Here is an 18,248-nt window from a genome sequence, read left to right on the forward strand (position 1 = left end):
GCCTGAAGCGATCGTTCCTGACACCCTAGTCGGCCGCCGCTCCCCGACCATGTGAATCCGTGCGCAGCCGGGCGGCGGTGGCAAATCCCTCACGGTCGTCCATGATGGAGGGCATGCAGTGGGGCAGCCGACCCATCGGACCGATGGGACTCGAGGGTGTCGCGGCGGTGTTGGCGGTCAAGGACCTCGACTCCGCCAAGACCCGACTCGCCGCATCCCTGCGGGTCACCGGCCACTGTCGGCATCGCGCCGGCGGGACGGTGGGTGCGCACCGCGATCTGGTGCTGGCCATGCTCGCCGACACCATCGGGGCGCTGGGTGCCGCCGGTGTCGCCGACATCGCGGTGGTCACACCCGACGACGCCGTGCTGCGGGTGGCCGCCGAGGTCGGGGCGATCGGGATCCGGGAGCGGCCGGCCGTCGACCACGGCCACCGTCCGGTGCATGGAAAAGCACACAGCGACGGGTTCACGTCCCGCGGGGTCGATCCCCTCAACCGCGCGTACGCCCAGGGTGCCATGGCGTTGTCGGCAGATCGCCCCGGTGTCCACACGATGGTCCTGGTCCAGGCAGACCTGCCCGCGGCCACCCCGCGGAGTCTGCGGGAAGTGCTGGCTGCAGCCGCCGGGCACCGGCAGGCGGTACTCGGCGATCGGGACGGCACCGGGACAACTCTGTTGGTGCGCGACGCATCGGAGAGCGCGCCACCGCGGTTCGGTGTGGACTCGCTGACCGCCCATATAAACGCCGGCGCAATCGATCTCGACCCGACGGGCCTGCTGTGGCCGGATCTGCGCACCGACGTCGACACCGCCACCGACCTGGACGCGGCACGGCTGCTCGGGCTCGGCCCCCGCACGATCGCGGTGCTGGATCCGTCGCAGCCCGGTGTCAGCGGCTCGGTGGATGCGTCATGATGGTGTGGTGAGCCCCGCCGACGACACCGTCACCCCTCCGATCCCGACGATCCCCGGTGCGCCGCCCGCAGCGACACTGGTGCCCGAGGAGTTCACCGATCTGCCCGAAGACCGCTATCTCAATCGCGAACTGAGCTGGCTGGACTTCAATTCGCGTGTTCTCGCACTCGCCGAGGACACCTCCCTGCCCCTGCTCGAACGCGCCAAGTTCCTGGCCATCTTCGCGTCCAACCTGGACGAGTTCTTCATGGTCCGCGTCGCGGGCCTCAAGCGGCGCGACGAGACCGGTCTCTCGGTGCGGTCCGCCGACGGGCTCTCACCACGGGAGCAGTTGCTGCGGATCGCCGGCCGCACCCAGACGATCGCCGATCGCCATGCACGGGTGTTCCTCGACTCCGTCCGTCCCTCGCTGGCCGCGAACGACATCCACGTCGTGAGCTGGTCGGACCTGTCGGACGAACAGCGCGCGCGGATGGTCGAATACTTCCACGACGAGGTGTTCCCGGTGCTCACGCCGCTCGCGGTCGATCCGGCGCACCCGTTCCCCTACATCAGTGGACTGAGCCTGAACCTCGCCGTCACGGTGCGTGATGCCGGTGAGGGCGGTGAACATTTCGCCCGCGTCAAGGTGCCCGACAACGTCAACCGTTTCGTTCGCGTCGACCGACTGCTCCCCGCGCCACCCCGTGCCGACGGCGAGCGTCCCTCGGTGGTCTTCCTGCCGATGGAGAATCTGATCGCGGCGAACCTGGGACAGCTGTTCCCGGGCATGGAGATCGTCGAGACCCACGTCTTCCGCATCACCCGCAACGCGGACTTCGAGGTGGAGGAGGACCGGGACGAGGATCTCCTACAGGCGCTCGAACGTGAACTCGCCCGTCGCCGGTTCGGCTCCCCGGTGCGCCTCGAGGTCGCCGACGACATGAGCGAGCACATGCTCGAACTCCTCCTGCGCGAGCTCGACGTCGACCCCGGCGATGTGATCCAGGTGCCCGGGCTCCTCGATCTGTCGTGTCTGTTCGAGGTCTACGGTCTCGATCGGCCCCACCTCAAGGACCGCCCGTTCGTGCCCGCGACCCATCCCGCATTCGGCGAGCGCGAGACACCCAAGAGCGTCTTCTCCACACTGCGTGAAGGCGATGTGCTGGTGCACCATCCGTACGACTCCTTCTCCACCAGCGTGCAGCGGTTCATCGAACAAGCTGCGGCCGACCCCCAGGTACTGGCGATCAAGCAGACGCTGTACCGCACCTCCGGTGACTCGCCGATCGTCAACGCGCTCATCGACGCCGCCGCGGCGGGCAAGCAGGTGGTCGCGCTCGTGGAGATCAAGGCGCGGTTCGACGAGCAGGCGAACATCAAGTGGGCGAGGCAACTCGAGCAGGCCGGTGTCCACGTCGTCTACGGTCTCGTCGGCCTCAAGACGCACTGCAAGACGTGCCTGGTGGTCCGCCGCGAGGGCTCGACGATCAAGCGCTACTGCCACATCGGGACCGGCAACTACAATCCCAAGACCGCCCGACTCTACGAGGACGTGGGCCTGCTGACCGCCTCCCCGGATGTGGGCGCCGACCTGACCGACCTCTTCAACACGCTCACGGGGTATTCGCGGAAGAAGGAGTACCGCAACATCCTGGTGGCCCCGCACGGGATTCGCGCCGGGATCATCGATCGGATCCACACCGAGATCGAGCGCTTCCGCGACGGCGACGAGTCGGCGCGGATCCGGGTCAAGGCCAACGCACTCGTCGACGAGCAGGTGATCGATGCGCTGTATCGGGCCTCCCAGAGCGGGGTGCCGGTAGACGTGGTCGTCCGCGGCATCTGCGCGCTGCGTCCCGGCATGCCCGGCGTCAGCGAGAACATCGCGGTGCGATCGATCCTCGGCCAGTTCTTGGAACACTCACGGATTCTGCATTTCGGGTCGCAGAACGAGTTCTGGATCGGCAGTGCCGACATGATGCACCGCAACCTCGACCGTCGGGTCGAGGTGATGGTCCAGGTACGGGACACCCGTCTGACCGCCGAGTTGGGTGACATCTTCGCGTCGGCGCTGGACGAGCGGACCCGGTGCTGGGTGCTGCAGTCCGACGGCAGCTGGGTCGCCTCCCCCGCCGCAGGCGAGGAGGTCCGCGACCACCAGCGCCAGATGATGCGCCGACACCGCCGACAGTCGGACCAGGCAGGGTGAGAGATCTCGTAACCTTCGCTGCCTAGGATCACGTGCGATGTCGAAGAACACGAAGACCGTGTGGGCCGCAGGCGGAGTCCTGTGGCGTCCGGGTGACGATGGCCGTGTGGAGGTCGGGCTGGTGCACCGCCCCCGCTACGACGACTGGACCCTGCCCAAGGGCAAGGCCGATCCCGGCGAGACGATGGTGGACACCGCTGTCCGCGAGCTCCGGGAGGAGACCGGATACGACGTGCGGCTGGGACGGCACCTACGGGACGTCGCCTACGATCTGCCCAACAGCACTCGAAAGCGGGTGCGCTACTGGTCTGCTCGGGCGGTCGCCGGTCAGTTCCACAGCAACCACGAGGTCGATGAACTCCGATGGCTGAGCGTCGCAGATGCCGACACAGCTCTCAGCTACCGACTCGACAAGAAGATCCTGCGCGAGTTCGACCGGCTGCCCGCAGATCTCGACACCCTGCTGGTGGTCCGCCACGCCAAGGCGGGCCGGCGGTCACGCTATCGCGGCGACGACCGCCTGCGCCCGCTGGATCGGGACGGACGCCGCCAGGCCGAGGCTCTCGTCCCGCTGCTGTCCGCTTTCGGAGCGCAGACGTTGTACGCGGCCGATCGGGTCCGATGCCGGGACACCCTCGAGCCGCTCCGGCGTGCACTCGACGTCGACATCATCCCGGAACCGGATCTGTCCGAAGAGGCGTACGCGGCCGACCCGACGATGGCACACCGGCGCATCCGTCGGATCGCCGAGCAATCCGACACTGTCGCCGCGGTGTGTAGTCAGGGCAAGGTGATCCCACCGTTGATGCGGTGGTGGTCCGATCACGACGGCTTGAGACTGCCGTCCGCACGCAACCGGAAGGGCAGCGTATGGGTCGTGTCGCTGCACGAGGGGCGATTGGTCGCCGCCGATCACATCGACAGCCCACTCCCGGACACCGATCACGGCGAGCTGGCCGGCACCTGACGGCGGTCAATCCGACTCAGTCATGAATCGTTGCGCTGCAACTGATTTCGGGCAGGTCGACAGCGAGACGGCGTAGCATCCGCGGCCGACGCGACCCGACCGGGAATCGTGGAGTCCGGAATCTGATGTAGGCACCCCATCGCAGCCCGGACAAGCATCGGCCCCCGACGAGGGAAGTACGTCGGGGGCCGAGCTGGGTTGCTTGTCGCGTCAGCGACAATTTTCGCGCTGTCGCGTCAGCGACGAGTCCGCTTGGCAGCGGTCTTCTTCGCCGGAGCCTTCTTGGCAGCCGTCTTCTTGGCCGGGGCCTTCTTGGCCGGAGCCTTCTTGGCGGCCGTTGTCGTCTTCTTGGCCGGAGCCTTCTTCGCCGCCGTGGTCTTCTTGGCGGCCGTCGTGGTCTTCTTCGCCGGAGCCTTCTTGGCGGCGGTGGTCTTCTTGGCCGCGGTGGTCTTCTTCGCCGCCGTCGTCTTCTTGGCCGCGGTGGTCTTCTTCGCCGCGGTCGACTTCGTCGGTGCGGCAGCGCTACTGCCACGCTTCACGGCCGGGCCGCTGGCGGACAGGCGCTGCTTGCCCGCGACGACTGCCTTGAACTGTGCGCCCGGACGGAACGCGGGAACCGAGGTGGCGCGGACCTTCACGGTCTCGCCGGTGCGCGGGTTGCGTGCGACGCGCGGGGCGCGGCGACGCTTCTCGAAGACACCGAAGCCGGTGATGGTGACGCTCTCACCCTTGTTCACCGCACGCACGATGGTGTCGACGACCAACTCGACGGCCTGGGTCGCGGTCTTGCGATCAGCGTCGAGCTTCTTTGTCAGCTCGTCGATGAGCTCTGCCTTGTTCATGGATACCTCCGCAAGCTGTTCTGACCCATCTTCAAGGCCAGCTACCACCACACGGTAAACGTCGAATTCGAAAACGTCCATCTTCCACGCGGATTAACCAGGCGTGTTACGAAATCGACAGCGGAAAACGACTTCCGGGAAAGGCTCCGAGAACCCGAGCAGACACCCGCCGAGATCACTGCGGCAGGGTCGCGGGCTTCCATCCGGGGCGGTCGGCCTCGAACTCGGAAATCGCGTCTACCTGGCGCAATGTCAGTCCGATGTCGTCGAGACCCTCCATCAGACGCCACCGCGTGTAGTCGTCAATCGCCAACGGCACCACGAGGTCTGCAGCCGTCACGGTCCGATCGGCAAGACTGACGGTGATTTCCAGCCCCGGCTGCTCCTCGAGCCGCTTCCAGAGCAACTCGACGTCGGACTGCTCCACCTGCGCCGCCACCAGACCCGCCTTACCGGCGTTGCCGCGGAAGATGTCGGCGAACCGGGACGAGATGACCACCCGAAAGCCGAAGTCCGACAGCGCCCACACCGCGTGCTCGCGGGAGGACCCGGTTCCGAAGTCCGGTCCGGCCACCAGAACCGACCCGCGGCTCCACGGCTCGACGTTGAGGATGAAGTCGGGATCGCTGCGCCACCCGGCGAACAGTCCGTCCTCGAAACCGGTGCGGGTCACGCGCTTGAGGTACACGGCGGGGATGATCTGGTCGGTGTCGACGTTGCTGCGGCGCAGTGGCACACCGATGCCGGTGTGGGTGATGAAGGGCTCCATGGAAGTTCTCCGTACGGTCGGTCCATACCTTCTGGGTACGGACACCCGGGTTCGTCGGGTTCGATTCGGGCGGCGGCTCGGGCGTGCGCACCGCTCGGTGGGTCAACGGGCGACGGGCTCCAGATCGGCGGGGGCCGACAGGGTCCCGCGGATCGCGGTCGCAGCCGCGACCGCCGGTGACACCAGATGGGTCCGGCCGCCCTTGCCCTGCCTGCCCTCGAAGTTGCGGTTCGAGGTCGACGCGCACCGCTCCCCCGGCGCCAACTGATCGGGGTTCATGCCCAGGCACATCGAACATCCCGCCTGACGCCACTCGGCGCCGGCCGCGGTGAAGATCTCGCCGAGTCCTTCGTCCTCGGCCTGCGCGCGCACGCGCATGGAGCCCGGCACGATCAGCATCCGTAAGTTGTCGGCGATGTGGCGGCCGTCCAAGATCTCCGCCACCGCACGCAGATCCTCGATCCGGCCGTTGGTGCACGAGCCGACGAAGACCGTGTCCACCGAGACATCCCGGAGCGGAGTGCCCGGGGTCAGGTCCATGTACTCCAACGCCTTTGCCGCGGACGTCGAGGCGGTCTCGTCGACCATCTCGGCGGGATCCGGGACCGAGGCGCCCAGCGGCGCACCCTGACCCGGGTTGGTGCCCCAGGTGACGAACGGCGTCAGCGTCGAGGCATCGATGTGCACCTCGGCGTCGAATTCGGCTCCCGGATCGGTGCGCAGGCTGTCCCAATAGGCCACGGCCGCATCCCAGTCGGCACCCGCCGGAGCGTGCGGACGCCCCTTCAGGAACTCGTAGGTGATGGCGTCGGGGGCGATCATCCCGGCGCGCGCACCGGCCTCGATCGACATGTTGCAGATGGTCATCCGGGCTTCCATCGACAGCTTCTCGATGGCGGAGCCGCGGTACTCGAGCACGTAGCCCTGTCCGCCGCCGGTACCGATCTTCGCGATCACCGCGAGGATCAGGTCCTTGCTCGTGACACCGGCCGGCAGTTCACCGTCGACGGTGATGGCCATCGTCCGGAACGGACGCAGCGACAACGTCTGGGTGGCCATCACGTGTTCGACCTCGGAGGTACCGATGCCCATCGCGAGTGCGCCGAACGCCCCGTGGGTGGACGTGTGGCTGTCGCCACACACGACGGTCGTACCGGGCTGGGTGAGTCCGAGCTGCGGACCGACGACGTGGACGATGCCCTGCTCGGCGTCGCCCATCGGATGCAGGCGGATACCGAACTCGGCGCAATTGCGGCGCAATGTCTCGACCTGGGTCCGTGAGACCTCGTCGGCGATCGGCTTGTCGATGTCGACCGTCGGGACGTTGTGGTCTTCGGTGGCGATCGTGAGATCCGGGCGACGCACCGGGCGTCCGGCCAGACGCAGCCCCTCGAAGGCCTGCGGGCTGGTCACCTCGTGGACGAGATGGAGATCGATGTAGATGAGGTCGGGGTTCTGATTGCCTGCGGCGTCTTTCTCTCCGCGGACGACGACGTGGTCGTCCCACACCTTCTCGGCGAGTGTGCGCGGCGCGGTCGGGCTGTGACTCATGGCTGTAACTCACATCTGTTCGGTCGCTTCGACACCTCGTCGGAGGTCGGGCTGTGGCCTCGACGTGCGTCGCCAGCATGGACATCTCACTATTTGGACAGCTAGTATCGTCCTATGGGACAGCATAGCTCATCGGCACCCGTCAGCGGAATCGGCGTGCTCGACAAATCGGTGGCGGTTCTGCGGGCCATTGCGGAGGCACCGTGCAACCTCACCGAGCTCTGCGAACGCACCGGATTACCGAGGGCCACCGCCCATCGCCTCGCCGTCGGTCTGGAAACGCACCGACTGCTGGCGCGCAACGCTTCTGGTCGATGGCAGCCCGGTGCCGCGCTGGGTGAGCTCGCCGCCTCCGCACACGATCCGGTGCGTGAGGCCGCCCTGATGGTGCTCCCCAGACTCCGTGAGATCACCGGGGAATCGGTGCAGATCTACCGGCGCGAGGGCTCCGAGCGTGTCTGCGTCGCCGCGGTCGAACCACCGACGGGACTGCGGGACACCGTTCCCGTCGGCACCCGGCTGCCCATGAGCGCCGGCTCGGCCGCCAAGGTGCTGCTGGCGTGGGCGGAGCCGTCGACACAACGCGCACTCCTGCACGACAGTGTGTTCGGCGAGCGAGCGCTGCACGAGATCCGCCGTCGCGGCTGGGCGCAGAGTGCGGGCGAACGCGCCGCGGGTGTCGCGAGCGTGTCAGCTCCCGTGCGTGACGCCGCTGGCGAGGTCGTCGCCGCGATATCGGTGTCGGGTCCGATCGATCGGATGGGCCGACGTCCGGGCGCGCGGTGGGCGGCCGATCTCCTGGCAGCCGCCGATGCGATCCACAAACGCCTGCAGTCCACCCGCTCCTGAACAACCGGGCGCCGCCTTCCGAGGCGGTCCGATACGGTGCGGGTATGGGAGTCAACCAGCGCACACAGATCGTGATGTCCGACGAGGAGATCGCCGACTTCGTCGGCCGCAGCCGCACCGCGACCCTGGCCACCACGGGCCCTGACGGCAGCATCCACCTGGTGGCGATGTGGTACGGCGTCATCGACGGTGAGATCTGGTTCGAGACGAAGGCCAAGTCACAGAAGGCCGTCAACCTCAGGCGCAACGCGCGATGCTCGGTGCTGATCGAGGACGGCGACACCTACGACACCCTGCGCGGAGTCGCGTTCGAGGGAACCGCGGAGATCCTCGACGACCCCGAATCCTGTCTGCGCGTGGGTATCAGCGTGTGGGAGCGATACACCGGCCCGTACTCCGACGAGGTGCGTCCCATGGTGGACGCGATGATGAACAAACGCGTGGCGGTCCGCGTCGCGGCCGACCGGGTGCGTTCGTGGGATCACCGCAAGCTCGGGCTGCCCGAGATGCCCGTGGCCGGTACCACGGCCCCTGCCGCGTCGACCGAGTAGGTCGACGCGACAGGTCGAGCGTCAGACCTTCGCCTGCATCGACGAGCGGGCAGGGTTCCCCTGCTCGTCGACCTTCGGGTCGGGTTCGTCTTTCTTCTCGTCGACGCCCGTGCGGATACGGGCGCCGATGTCGGGATCGATACGGTCCCAGTACTCGAACGCCCGCGCGAGGACCGGATCGGTGACGCCGTTCAGCAGGTGCCCGACCACGTTGTCGACCAATCGGGCGCGGGCGTCGTCGTCGAGGACTTCGCGGACCATCGTCCCCGCCTGACCCCAGTCGTCGTCCTCGGGATGATCGACATAGGCGGTCCGCACGATCTCACCGTCGGCCGCCCACTGTGGTTCGCCCTGGCCGCTGTAGGTCGCTGCCGGCCCACCCTTCGAGTTCGGCGCGTAGACCGGATCACTCGCCAGGTCGATGCGCATCCGCCCGTCCTTGGAGTAGCTGTGCACCTCGTTGGTCGGCGCGTTAACGGGGATCTGCTTGTAGTTGCTGCCCAGGCGATGCCGATGTGCGTCGGCGTAGGAGAAAACACGCGCCAACAGCATGCGGTCGGGACTGAACCCGATGCCCGGGACAGTGTTGTTGGGCTCGAACGCGAGTTGCTCGATCTGCGCATGGTTGTCGGTGGGGTTGGTGTGCAACGTCATCTTCCCCACCTCGTGCAGCGGGTAGTCGCCGTGTGGCCACACCTTGGTCAGGTCGAACGGATTGAATCGATAGGCCGTGGCGTCGTCGTACGGCATCAGCTGCACCTTCAGCGTCCAGCTCGGGTTGTCCCCGTTCGCGATCGACTCGAACAGATCCCGAGTGTGGAAGTCGGTGTCGGCGGCCGCCATCTGGTCACCTTCGTGCTGGGTGAAGAACTCGATCCCCTGATCGGTGATGAAGTGATACTTCACCCAGTGTTTGACGCCTTCGGCGTTGACCCACAGGTAGGTGTGCGAGCTGTACCCGTTCATGTGGCGCCACGTCTTCGGGATCCCGCGGTCGCCCATCAGCCATGTCACCTGGTGAGCCGACTCGGGTGACAGGGACCAGAAGTCCCACTGCATGTCGTGGTCGCGGAGGTTGTTGTCGGCACGGCGCTTCTGCGATCGGATGAAGTGCTGGAACTTCATCGGATCCTTCACGAAGAAGACCGGGGTGTTGTTGCCGACCATGTCGTAGACACCCTCGGACGTGTAGAACTTGAGCGCGAATCCTCGTGGGTCGCGCCAGGTGTCGGGACTGCCACGTTCTCCGGCCACCGTCGAGAAGCGTGCTGCCATCTCGGTTCTCACACCGGGTTGGAACAATGCCGCACTCGTGTAAGCGGATACGTCTTCGGTCGTCTCGAAGGTGCCGAAGGCGCCACTCCCCTTCGCATGGGGCTGACGTTCCGGGATTCGCTCCCGGTTGAACTGTGCCATCTGCTCGATCAGGTAGTGATCGTGCAAGACGATGGGTCCGCCGGCACCGACGGTCAGCGAGTGTTCGTCGCTCCCGGCCGGAGCACCGGAGTCGCGTGTCGTATAGGGCTGTTGATTATCGGACATGCCGCCTCCGAAAAGGTCGATGTCGTGTGGGCTGTGAGAGTCCCGGCGGCTTCAGGGCCCTGGATCCGACTGTAGACCCGTGATCGACGAGTGGTTCGGCGATCACGGCGGACGATGGTGCGAGCCCGGGCGGCACGAGTGGCTCGACACATGTCGTGCCGATGGGTGTGCGCTGCAAGTTCCCGCCTTCCCAACAGACGAGGCTGCCCATCTCGAGTCCATTGAGGAACTACCCCGGCCGACAAGAAGACCCCCTCTCCGGATACGCCGGTGAGGGGGTCTTTCTCGAGTAGCCCCGACGGGATTCGAACCCGCGCTACCGCCTTGAGAGGGCGGCGTCCTAGGCCGCTAGACGACGGGGCCCTAGAACTGAACTGAGGAACCAAGTGTAACCGGTCCGCACTGCTCTCAGCTCGCTGGGGTACCAGGACTCGAACCTAGAATGGCGGTACCAGAAACCGCTGTGTTGCCAATTACACCATACCCCAATGGTCTGCTTCTCCTTGCGGAAAACGACCGAGGAGAAGAGTATCAAAGGGTTCCCGGAACTCCACAAACGCGCAGTTCAGGCCTGGTTTTCTGCACTGACAGCGCGCGCGGCGGCGAGGCGCGCCAGGGTGCGCTCGCGTCCCAGCAGTTCCATCGACTCGAACAGTGGCGGCGAGATCGCCGCTCCGGTCACGCCGACGCGGATGGGCCCGTAGGCCTTTCGCGGCTTGAGCTCCAATCCGTCGACCAGAGCGGCACTCAGGGCGGCCTCCAGGGCCGGTGTCGTCCACTCGTTCAGGTCTGCGACCGCGGCCACCGCCGCGTCGATGACGGGCAGGGCATCGGCGCCCAGGTTCTTGGCAGCGGCCTTCTCATCGAAGACGAATGCATCCTCGGACACGTAGTAGAAGGAGATGAGTCCCCACGCGTCGGACAGGACCTGGATGCGGGTCTGCACGAGGTCGGCGAGCACGCGGAACGGCTCCTCCTCGACAGGTTCGGTCAAGTCACCGCTCGCCACCAGGAACGCCCGCAAGCGCGCCGCGAAGTCGGCCGGTTCGAGACGCCGGATGTGCTCGGCGTTGATCGCGTCGGCCTTCTTCTGGTCGAAGCGGGCCGGGTTGGCATTGACGTTGCGCACATCGAACGCAGCGATCATCTCGTCGAGCGAGAAGATGTCGTTGTCGGACGAGTATCCCCAGCCGAGCAGGGCGAGGTAGTTGAGCAGCCCCTCGGGGATGAAACCGCGATCGCGGTGATGGAAGAGGTTCGACTGCGGATCACGCTTGGAGAGCTTCTTGTTGCCCTCCCCCATCACAAACGGGAGGTGCCCGAACTCCGGGACCACCTCGGCGACACCGATGCGGATGAGAGCGCGGTACAGCGCGATCTGACGCGGGGTCGACGACAGCAGGTCTTCTCCGCGCAGGACGTGGGTGATCTTCATCGTCGCGTCGTCGACCGGATTGACCAACGTGTACAGCGGGCCACCGGAGCCGCGCGTCAGGGCGAAGTCGGGGACGGTACCGGCCTTGATGGTCGTGGTCCCGCGGACGAGGTCGTCCCACGTGATGTCCTCGTCGGGCATCCGCAGGCGCACAACGGGTGTCCGTCCTTCGGCGCGGTACTGCTCACGCTGTGCGTCGGTCAGATCGCGGTCGAAGTTGTCGTAACCGAGTTTGGGGTCGCGACCGGCAGCGCGATGCCGTTGCTCGACCTCTTCGGGAGTCGAGAAGGCCTCGTAGGCCTCGCCGGCGGCCAGGAGCTCCGCGACCACCCCGACATGGAGTTCACGGCGCTGGGACTGTCGGTAGGGCGCGTACGGCCCACCGACCTCCGGACCCTCGTCCCAGTCCAGACCGAGCCAGCGCAGCGCATCCAGGATCGCGGCGTAGGACTCCTCGGTGTCCCGAGCGGCGTCGGTGTCCTCGATGCGAAAGACGAAGGTGCCCTTGTCGTGCCGCGCCTGAGCGAAGTTGAACAGCGCCGTCCGCACCAGGCCCACATGGGGAACGCCGGTGGGCGACGGGCAGAAACGGACACGCACAGCATCAGAACCGGTCATGACGCTCAGCGTATCGAACGTCATCTCGCCTCCCGTGGGCCCGGCGGTCAGCTCGGCAACGACCCCAGGAAGTCGATGAGCAGGCGGTTCACCTCGTCGGGACGTTCGAGGTACCCGAAGTGACCCGCACGCTCGATCTCCTCGTAGCGGGCCCCGGGGATTGCCTCGGCCACCTCTCGCGCGAGATGAGCGGGCAGCGTCCGGTCGTCGGCGAAGCCGATCACGAGGGACGGACGCGAGATCCCGCGATATGCGGTCCGTCGATCCGCTTCCCGATTGTGCAGTTCGAGCTGCGCGCGGACGCCCGGGGTGATCGCCTGTGACGAGAACCCGATCACGTCGAGCCAGTCGCGCGCCGAGCGGTCGTCGTCCAGCGTGTGCCGAGAGAGATTGAGGTGCGCGGTGATCGCGGCCTGGTACTCCGCGGGCAGGGTGATCTTGTTGTCGTACAACGCGCGCTCACCCGCCGAGATCGCCTCTTGCAGAGCGGTGTTGCGTCCGTAAGTCGCGATCATCACGGCGGCCCGCACGACGTCCGGGCGCGCCAGCGCGAGCTCCTGGGTGATCCGCCCACCCAGTGAGGTACCGATCACGACGGCTGGTCCCCCACCCACGTGCTCGATCAGTGCCGCAGTGTCGGCGACCATGTCGTCGAGGGTGAATCCCTGGGCGCATTCCGACGACGGCGAGATGCCACGGTTGTCGAAGGTGACGACGCGATAGCCGGCCCGGACCAGTGCGGGCTGCTGGTTGGCCTTCCACACCCGACCGGGACTCCCGGTACCCATCACCATGACGACGAGCGGTCCGTTGCCGGCCACCTCGTAGGACAGGTCGATCCCGTTGACGCGGGCAGTCTGCGGTGCGGTCACGGCTTGTCCACCACCGGATTGCTCAGGGTGCCGATGCCCTGCACCGACACCGACACCCGCTGGCCTGCCACCATCGGACCGATCCCCTCCGGGGTGCCGGTCAGGATGACGTCACCCGGCAGCAGGGTCATCACGCGCGAGACCCACTCGATGATGTCGCCGACCGAGTGCAACAGCAGCGACGTGCGGCTCCGTTGTTTGACCTCACCGTCCAACTCGGTGGTGATCTCGAGGTCCGTGGGGTCGAGATCGGTGACGATCCACGGCCCCAGCGGGCAGAAGGTGTCGTAGCCCTTGCCCCGCGTCCATTGCCCGTCGGCCTTCTGTTGATCGCGCGCGGTGACATCGTTGGCCACGGTGTAGCCGAGGATCACATCCTTGGCGGCTGCCGCCTTGACGTCCTTGCACGGCCTGCCGATGACAACTGCGAGCTCACCCTCGTAGTCGACACGGTCGGACGACGGCGGGCGGACGATCGGCACCTCCGGCCCGATGATCGAGGTGTTCGGCTTCAGGAAGATCACCGGGTTCTCCGGCGCCTCGCCTCCCATCTCGGCGGCATGGGCGGCGTAGTTCTTGCCGATGCAGATGACTTTGCTCGCCAGGATCGGCGCCAGCACACGCACATCCGCGAGCGGCCACGACCGACCGGTGAAGGTCGGTGAGCCGAACGGGTGTTCCGCGATCTCACGCACCGTCTCGGAGCCTTCATCGCCCTCGACGGCCACGAAGGCGACGCCGTCAGGGCTGGCAATTCGTCCCAAACGCATGGCCACGACCATATCCCACATCGCGGGAGCCGACTTCGCCGACCCCGTCATCTCGTTCTACAATGTGGGCAATATGTCTCATATCGTGAGACTTGATCTCACCGGATCATCGACAGCCCGATGTCCCGGCAGCCACCGAAGGAGGAGACCGTGTCGATCACCGTCGCACCGACCACCACATTCCGACGATGGTCTATCCTCGCGTGCTCACTGCTCGCAGCGATGGCGACGACGTGCGTGGTCAGCGGCGTGGCGTTCCTCATCCCGGAACTGCAACGCGGAGGTCACATCAGCCTCGCGCACGCATCGCTGCTGGCATCGGCTCCGATGGTCGGGTTGATGCTGACGACGGTTGCCTGGGGATGGGCACTCGATCGCCGCGGCGAGCGGCGGATACTCCTGATCTCGCTGGGCGCCACCGTCGTCTGCACCGCGGCCATCGTGGCTGCCGCGGCGACCGGTCAGGATTTCGGCGTCATCGGCGCCCTGTTGCTCGTCGCGGGCGCGGCCGCGGCATCGACGAACGGAGCCAGCGGACGCATCGTGGTCGGTTGGTTTCCGCCGGAACAGCGCGGGACTGCCATGGGGGTCCGCCAGATGGCGCAGCCCCTCGGGGTCGGCGTGTGTGCGATGACGGTTCCGTCGGCATCCCAACACTTCGGTGTGGCATCAGGATTCGCGGTCTTCCTGATCGTGGCTGTGCTCGCCCTGATCGCCACGGCAGTCGCGATCGTCGACCCGCCGACAGCGGAATCCGGTGTCTCGACGCAGACCTCGTCGGGCGCCACGTCCCCGGTGTCCCGCAATCCCTACCGCGGCAACCGTTTCCTGGTCCGCGTCCATGCGGTGAGCGTGTTGCTGGTGATACCCCAGATGATCCTCTGGACGTTCGTTCCCGTCTGGCTGATCGTGGACCGAGGTTGGTCGGCCCCCGCGGCCGGCGCTCTGGTCACGGTGACCCAGGTGGTGGGTGCGCTGGGGCGGATTGCGGCCGGACGATGGTCGGACGTCTGGCGGTCGCGGATGAAGCCCATCCGGGTCATCGCGGTGGCGGCGGGCCTCACCACCGGGCTGCTGGCACTGACCGACCTGATCGACTCACCGGTCGCCATCGCCGTCATGGTCGTCGCATCGGTGGTGACCGTCGCCGACAACGGGTTGGCGTTCACCGCGATCGCCGAGTATGCGGGTCCGTCGTGGAGTGGTCGCGGACTCGCCATCCAGAACACCGCGCAGTACCTTGCCGGGTCGGCCGCCGTCCCGATCATCGGCGCCACCATCTCGGCGGTCGGTTACCCGGCCGCGTTCGCGATCGCGGCCATCGCCCCGGTCGTCGCGGCTCCGCTGGTCCCTCGTGACCGCAGCGCATCGGACTGACTCCAGGCCAGGCCGTCGAGGGCCCGGACTCGAGGCGAACGTCCGATCGTGCCGACCCGGCAGACGAATTCACCCGCCCTCCCGCACGGACTTCGGCGCGGGAGAGCGGGTGGACTACTGGCGATCTGACCCGTGGGGTCAGGACAGACGCGCGCGGATGCGGCGGCCGACTTCGGTGGTCGACAACTTCTCGTCACCGCGTTCGGCGAGGTCGGCGGCAACCGCGGCCTCGATCCGTGCAGCGGCGTCGGCCTGACCGAGGTGGTCGAGCAGCAGCGACACCGACAGGATCGCGGCGGTCGGATCCGCCTTGTCCTGACCGGCGATGTCGGGCGCACTGCCGTGGACCGGCTCGAACATCGACGGGTTGGTGCCGGTGGCGTCGATGTTGCCCGATGCCGCCAGCCCGATGCCGCCGGTGACCGCTGCGGCGATGTCGGTGATGATGTCGCCGAAGAGGTTGTCGGTGACCACGACGTCGAAGCGACCGGGATCGGTGACCAGGTAGATGGTGGCCGCATCGACGTGGCAGTAGTCGGTCGTGACGTCGGGGTACTCGGCCCCGATCTCCTCGACCGCGCGGCTCCACAGCGACCCGGCGAATGCCAACACGTTCGTCTTGTGCACGAGGGTCAGGTGCTTGCGACGTGACTGCGCACGCTCGAAGGCGTTGCGCACCACCCGCTCCACACCGAAGCGGGTGTTGACACTGACCTCGGTGGCCACCTCGTGCGGCGTACCGGCGCGGATCGCGCCACCGTTGCCGGTGTACGGCCCCTCGGTGCCTTCGCGGACCACCACGAAGTCGATGTCGGGATCGCCGGCCAGCGGCGACCGGACACCCGCGAACTTGCGCGAGGGGCGGAGGTTCACGTGATGGTCGAGCGCGAACCGCATGCGCAGTAACAGTCCTCGTTCGAGCACACCCGACGGGACCGACGGATCTCCGATGGCGCCCAGCAGGATCGCGTCATGGTCGCGAAGCGAGGCGAGATCGTCCTCGGTGAGCAACTCGCCGTTGCGGTGATAGCGACGGGCGCCGAGGTCGAACTCTGTGGTGGAGACCTCGGGGACGACGGTGCGCAACACGTCGAGCGCCTCGCCGATGACCTCGGGTCCGATGCCGTCGCCGGCGATGACTGCGAGCTTCACGACAGGTCCACCTGTTCGATCAGGGTGGCGCCGACGGCCTCGCGGATGGCGGCGACCACATCGTCGTCGAGCGCACGGTCCACACGCAGCAGAACGGTGGCGCCCGAGCCCTCGGCGTCCTGGGACAGACCGGCGGCGAGGATGTCGACGCCGGCATTGCCCAGCAGGGTGCCGATCTTGCCCAGCGAACCGGGCTGGTCGGCGTAACTGACGACGAGGTTCAGACCCTCGGCACGCAGATCGAAGTTGCGGCCGTTGATGTTGACGACCTTCTCGACCAGACGCGGGCCGCTCAAGGTGCCGGTCACGTTGTGGACCGTGCCGTCTCCGAACACGGCCTTCACGTCCACCACGCTGCGGTGGTTCGGGCTCTCGGTCGCCGTGGTGACCTCACTGGAGACACCGCGATCGGCGGCGACGCTCGGGGCGTTGACGAAGGTGATCGGGTCCTCGAGGACCGCGGAGAACAGCCCCCGGAGGGCCGACAGTCCCAGGATCTCGACGTTGTTGGCAGCCAGCTCGCCACGGACGTCGACGACGATCGACGTGGGCACCTCGGGGCTGATCGCGCCGACCAGCACGCCCAGCTTGCGGGCGACCTCGAGCCAGGGGGCCACCTCTTCGTTGACCGCACCGCCGGTGACGTTGACCGCGTCGGGGACGAAGTGACCGGCCAGCGCCAGTCGTACGCTCTTGGCGACGTCGGTGCCCGCCCGATCCTGGGCCTCGCTCGTCGATGCGCCGAGGTGCGGGGTCACCACGACCTGCGGCAGCTCGAACAGCGGCGAGTCGGTGCACGGCTCGGTCGCGTACACGTCGAGACCTGCGGCCCGGACGTGTCCGGAGTTGATGGAGTCGGCGAGGGCCTGCTCGTCGATCAATCCGCCGCGCGCGGCATTGACCAGAATGACGCCCTTCTTCGTGCGCGCCAGCTGATCGGCACCGATCAGACCGAGTGTCTCCGGCGTCTTCGGCAGGTGCACGGTGATGAAGTCGGCGCGCTCGAGCAGTTCGTCGAGGCTCACCAGCTCGATCCCCAGCTGCGCGGCGCGGGCCGCCGAGACGTAGGGGTCGTAGGCGATGATCTCGGTTTCGAAGGCGGCCAGGCGTGCGGCGACCAGTTGGCCGATCCGGCCCAGACCGACCACGCCGACCGTCTTGTCGAAGATCTCGACACCGTTGAAAGACGACCGCTTCCAGGTGTGCTCACGCAGCGTGGCGTCCGCGGCCGGGATCTGGCGGGCGGCCGACAGCAACAGGCTGATCGCGTGCTCCGCAGCGGTGTGGATGTTCGACGTCGGCGCGTTGACGACGATGACACCGCGAGCGGTCGCGGCCGGCACGTCGACATTGTCGAGGCCGACTCCTGCGCGGGCGATGATCTTCAGGTTCGGGCCTGCCTCGAGCACCTCGGCGTCGACGGTGGTCGCCGAGCGCACCAGGATCGCGTCGGCGTCCGCGACGGCTTCGAGCAGCTTCGGGCGGTCGGGACCGTCGACCCAACGCACCTCGACATCGTCACCGAGGGCCTCGACGGTGGAGGCGGCCAACTTGTCGGCGATCAGAACGACCGGACGGCCAGCAGAGGTCACTTTTGTCTCCAGACTCGGGTGGATTGACTGACAGCGGATCACAACGTCTTTTCCGGGCCTCAGCTTAGAGGTCCCTCACGCGCCACCTCGCAGCCGGTCCGCGCCGGTGACGGCGGCCGCCGCGAGGTCCGGCTGGAGTGTGACGGGCATTACCGCTACGTTGTGACGGGCATTACGGATAGGTTGCAAACGCACCCCAGGAAGATTCCGTGATCTACGGTGCCTCGGAATCGCCGGGTACGGTGTGCATGGC

The 18,248-nt window shown here is 67.1% G+C and carries 15 protein-coding genes and 2 tRNA genes; 6 read left to right on the forward strand and 11 right to left on the reverse strand.

The annotated features are described in order from the left end of the window. The first annotated feature begins 113 nt into the window (after window positions 1-113). From cofC to GS4_RS00580, 3 genes are read left to right on the forward strand one after another with little or no spacing between them, the layout of a single operon-like run. Window positions 114-917, forward strand: coding sequence for a 2-phospho-L-lactate guanylyltransferase (cofC, locus tag GS4_RS00570; RefSeq protein WP_245555525.1), 804 nt, complete (start codon window positions 114-116; stop codon window positions 915-917). Window positions 918-924: 7 nt separating this feature from the next. Next, window positions 925-3,108, forward strand: a complete 2,184-nt coding sequence (locus GS4_RS00575; protein WP_007616427.1) for an RNA degradosome polyphosphate kinase — start codon at window positions 925-927, stop codon at window positions 3,106-3,108. 37 nt (window positions 3,109-3,145) lie between these two features. Next, window positions 3,146-4,075 carry an NUDIX hydrolase gene (locus GS4_RS00580; RefSeq protein ID WP_007616428.1) on the forward strand — a complete coding sequence of 310 codons (930 nt, stop codon included), beginning with the start codon at window positions 3,146-3,148 and terminating at the stop codon, window positions 4,073-4,075. 236 nt (window positions 4,076-4,311) lie between these two features. Here the strand turns inward: GS4_RS00580 and GS4_RS00585 are convergent, their stop codons facing one another. The 3 genes from GS4_RS00585 to leuC form a co-directional block, all read right to left on the reverse strand. Next, entirely contained in the window at window positions 4,312-4,917 is a 606-nt protein-coding gene (locus tag GS4_RS00585) for an HU family DNA-binding protein (protein WP_007616429.1), read from the reverse strand. A 175-nt stretch (window positions 4,918-5,092) separates the two neighbouring features. Further along, window positions 5,093-5,686: a 3-isopropylmalate dehydratase small subunit gene (leuD, locus tag GS4_RS00590; RefSeq protein ID WP_007616430.1), complete on the reverse strand. Its 594-nt coding sequence runs from the start codon at window positions 5,684-5,686 to the stop codon at window positions 5,093-5,095. A gap of 102 nt (window positions 5,687-5,788) precedes the next feature. Continuing rightward, window positions 5,789-7,237, reverse strand: a complete 1,449-nt coding sequence (leuC, locus tag GS4_RS00595; RefSeq protein ID WP_007616431.1) for a 3-isopropylmalate dehydratase large subunit — start codon at window positions 7,235-7,237, stop codon at window positions 5,789-5,791. Window positions 7,238-7,351: 114 nt separating this feature from the next. Here leuC and GS4_RS00600 point away from each other — a divergent pair, with 114 nt between their 5' ends. Then, on the forward strand, window positions 7,352-8,086 hold the full coding sequence (locus GS4_RS00600) for an IclR family transcriptional regulator (RefSeq protein WP_040508904.1): 735 nt from the start codon (window positions 7,352-7,354) through the stop codon (window positions 8,084-8,086). A 44-nt stretch (window positions 8,087-8,130) separates the two neighbouring features. After that, window positions 8,131-8,637, forward strand: coding sequence for a pyridoxamine 5'-phosphate oxidase family protein (locus GS4_RS00605; protein WP_007616433.1), 507 nt, complete (start codon window positions 8,131-8,133; stop codon window positions 8,635-8,637). 21 nt (window positions 8,638-8,658) lie between these two features. Here the strand turns inward: GS4_RS00605 and GS4_RS00610 are convergent, their stop codons facing one another. The 6 genes from GS4_RS00610 to GS4_RS00635 all read right to left on the reverse strand — a co-directional run bounded on the left by GS4_RS00610 (window position 8,659) and on the right by GS4_RS00635 (window position 13,874). Continuing rightward, a complete protein-coding gene (locus tag GS4_RS00610) occupies window positions 8,659-10,179 on the reverse strand; it encodes a catalase (RefSeq protein ID WP_007616434.1) in 1,521 nt (506 codons plus the stop codon). A gap of 290 nt (window positions 10,180-10,469) precedes the next feature. Continuing rightward, window positions 10,470-10,542: transfer RNA gene (locus GS4_RS00615), tRNA-Glu, on the reverse strand. A gap of 53 nt (window positions 10,543-10,595) precedes the next feature. Further along, a tRNA-Gln gene (locus tag GS4_RS00620) sits at window positions 10,596-10,667 on the reverse strand. 77 nt (window positions 10,668-10,744) lie between these two features. Continuing rightward, the gene (gltX, locus tag GS4_RS00625) at window positions 10,745-12,232 is read right to left on the reverse strand and encodes a glutamate--tRNA ligase (RefSeq protein WP_051989579.1); all 1,488 of its coding nucleotides are present in this window, start codon (window positions 12,230-12,232) and stop codon (window positions 10,745-10,747) included. A 47-nt stretch (window positions 12,233-12,279) separates the two neighbouring features. Then, window positions 12,280-13,104 (reverse strand): alpha/beta fold hydrolase, encoded by an 825-nt coding sequence (locus tag GS4_RS00630; protein WP_007616436.1) that lies wholly within the window; start codon window positions 13,102-13,104, stop codon window positions 12,280-12,282. Continuing rightward, a complete protein-coding gene (locus GS4_RS00635; protein ID WP_040509012.1) occupies window positions 13,101-13,874 on the reverse strand; it encodes a fumarylacetoacetate hydrolase family protein in 774 nt (257 codons plus the stop codon). The genes GS4_RS00630 and GS4_RS00635 overlap by 4 nt, the downstream gene beginning before the upstream one ends. Before the next feature lie 156 nt (window positions 13,875-14,030). On the opposite strand from GS4_RS00635, the gene GS4_RS00640 reads away from it, so the two are divergent. Continuing rightward, on the forward strand, window positions 14,031-15,251 hold the full coding sequence (locus tag GS4_RS00640) for an MFS transporter (protein WP_281169192.1): 1,221 nt from the start codon (window positions 14,031-14,033) through the stop codon (window positions 15,249-15,251). Between the two features lie 138 nt (window positions 15,252-15,389). On the opposite strand, the gene GS4_RS00645 is transcribed toward GS4_RS00640, so the two are convergent. Both GS4_RS00645 and serA read right to left on the reverse strand, forming a co-directional pair. Beyond that, window positions 15,390-16,403 carry a 3-isopropylmalate dehydrogenase gene (locus GS4_RS00645; RefSeq protein WP_007616441.1) on the reverse strand — a complete coding sequence of 338 codons (1,014 nt, stop codon included), beginning with the start codon at window positions 16,401-16,403 and terminating at the stop codon, window positions 15,390-15,392. Continuing rightward, window positions 16,400-17,995, reverse strand: a complete 1,596-nt coding sequence (gene serA, locus GS4_RS00650) for a phosphoglycerate dehydrogenase (RefSeq protein ID WP_007616443.1) — start codon at window positions 17,993-17,995, stop codon at window positions 16,400-16,402. The genes GS4_RS00645 and serA overlap by 4 nt, the downstream gene beginning before the upstream one ends. Window positions 17,996-18,248 lie beyond the last annotated feature (253 nt).

The organism is Gordonia soli NBRC 108243 (assembly GCF_000334455.1).
Taxonomy (GTDB): Bacteria; Actinomycetota; Actinomycetes; order Mycobacteriales; family Mycobacteriaceae; genus Gordonia; species Gordonia soli.

Coding starts and splice junctions, on each gene's coding strand:
- cofC (WP_245555525.1), top strand. CDS start 114: ATGCAGTGGGGCAGCCGACCCATCGGACCGATGGGACTCGAGGGTGTC.
- GS4_RS00580 (WP_007616428.1), top strand. CDS start 3,146: ATGTCGAAGAACACGAAGACCGTGTGGGCCGCAGGCGGAGTCCTGTGG.
- GS4_RS00585 (WP_007616429.1), bottom strand. CDS start 4,917: ATGAACAAGGCAGAGCTCATCGACGAGCTGACAAAGAAGCTCGACGCT.
- leuD (WP_007616430.1), bottom strand. CDS start 5,686: ATGGAGCCCTTCATCACCCACACCGGCATCGGTGTGCCACTGCGCCGC.
- leuC (WP_007616431.1), bottom strand. CDS start 7,237: ATGAGTCACAGCCCGACCGCGCCGCGCACACTCGCCGAGAAGGTGTGG.
- GS4_RS00600 (WP_040508904.1), top strand. CDS start 7,352: ATGGGACAGCATAGCTCATCGGCACCCGTCAGCGGAATCGGCGTGCTC.
- GS4_RS00605 (WP_007616433.1), top strand. CDS start 8,131: ATGGGAGTCAACCAGCGCACACAGATCGTGATGTCCGACGAGGAGATC.
- GS4_RS00610 (WP_007616434.1), bottom strand. CDS start 10,179: ATGTCCGATAATCAACAGCCCTATACGACACGCGACTCCGGTGCTCCG.
- gltX (WP_051989579.1), bottom strand. CDS start 12,232: ATGACCGGTTCTGATGCTGTGCGTGTCCGTTTCTGCCCGTCGCCCACC.
- GS4_RS00635 (WP_040509012.1), bottom strand. CDS start 13,874: ATGCGTTTGGGACGAATTGCCAGCCCTGACGGCGTCGCCTTCGTGGCC.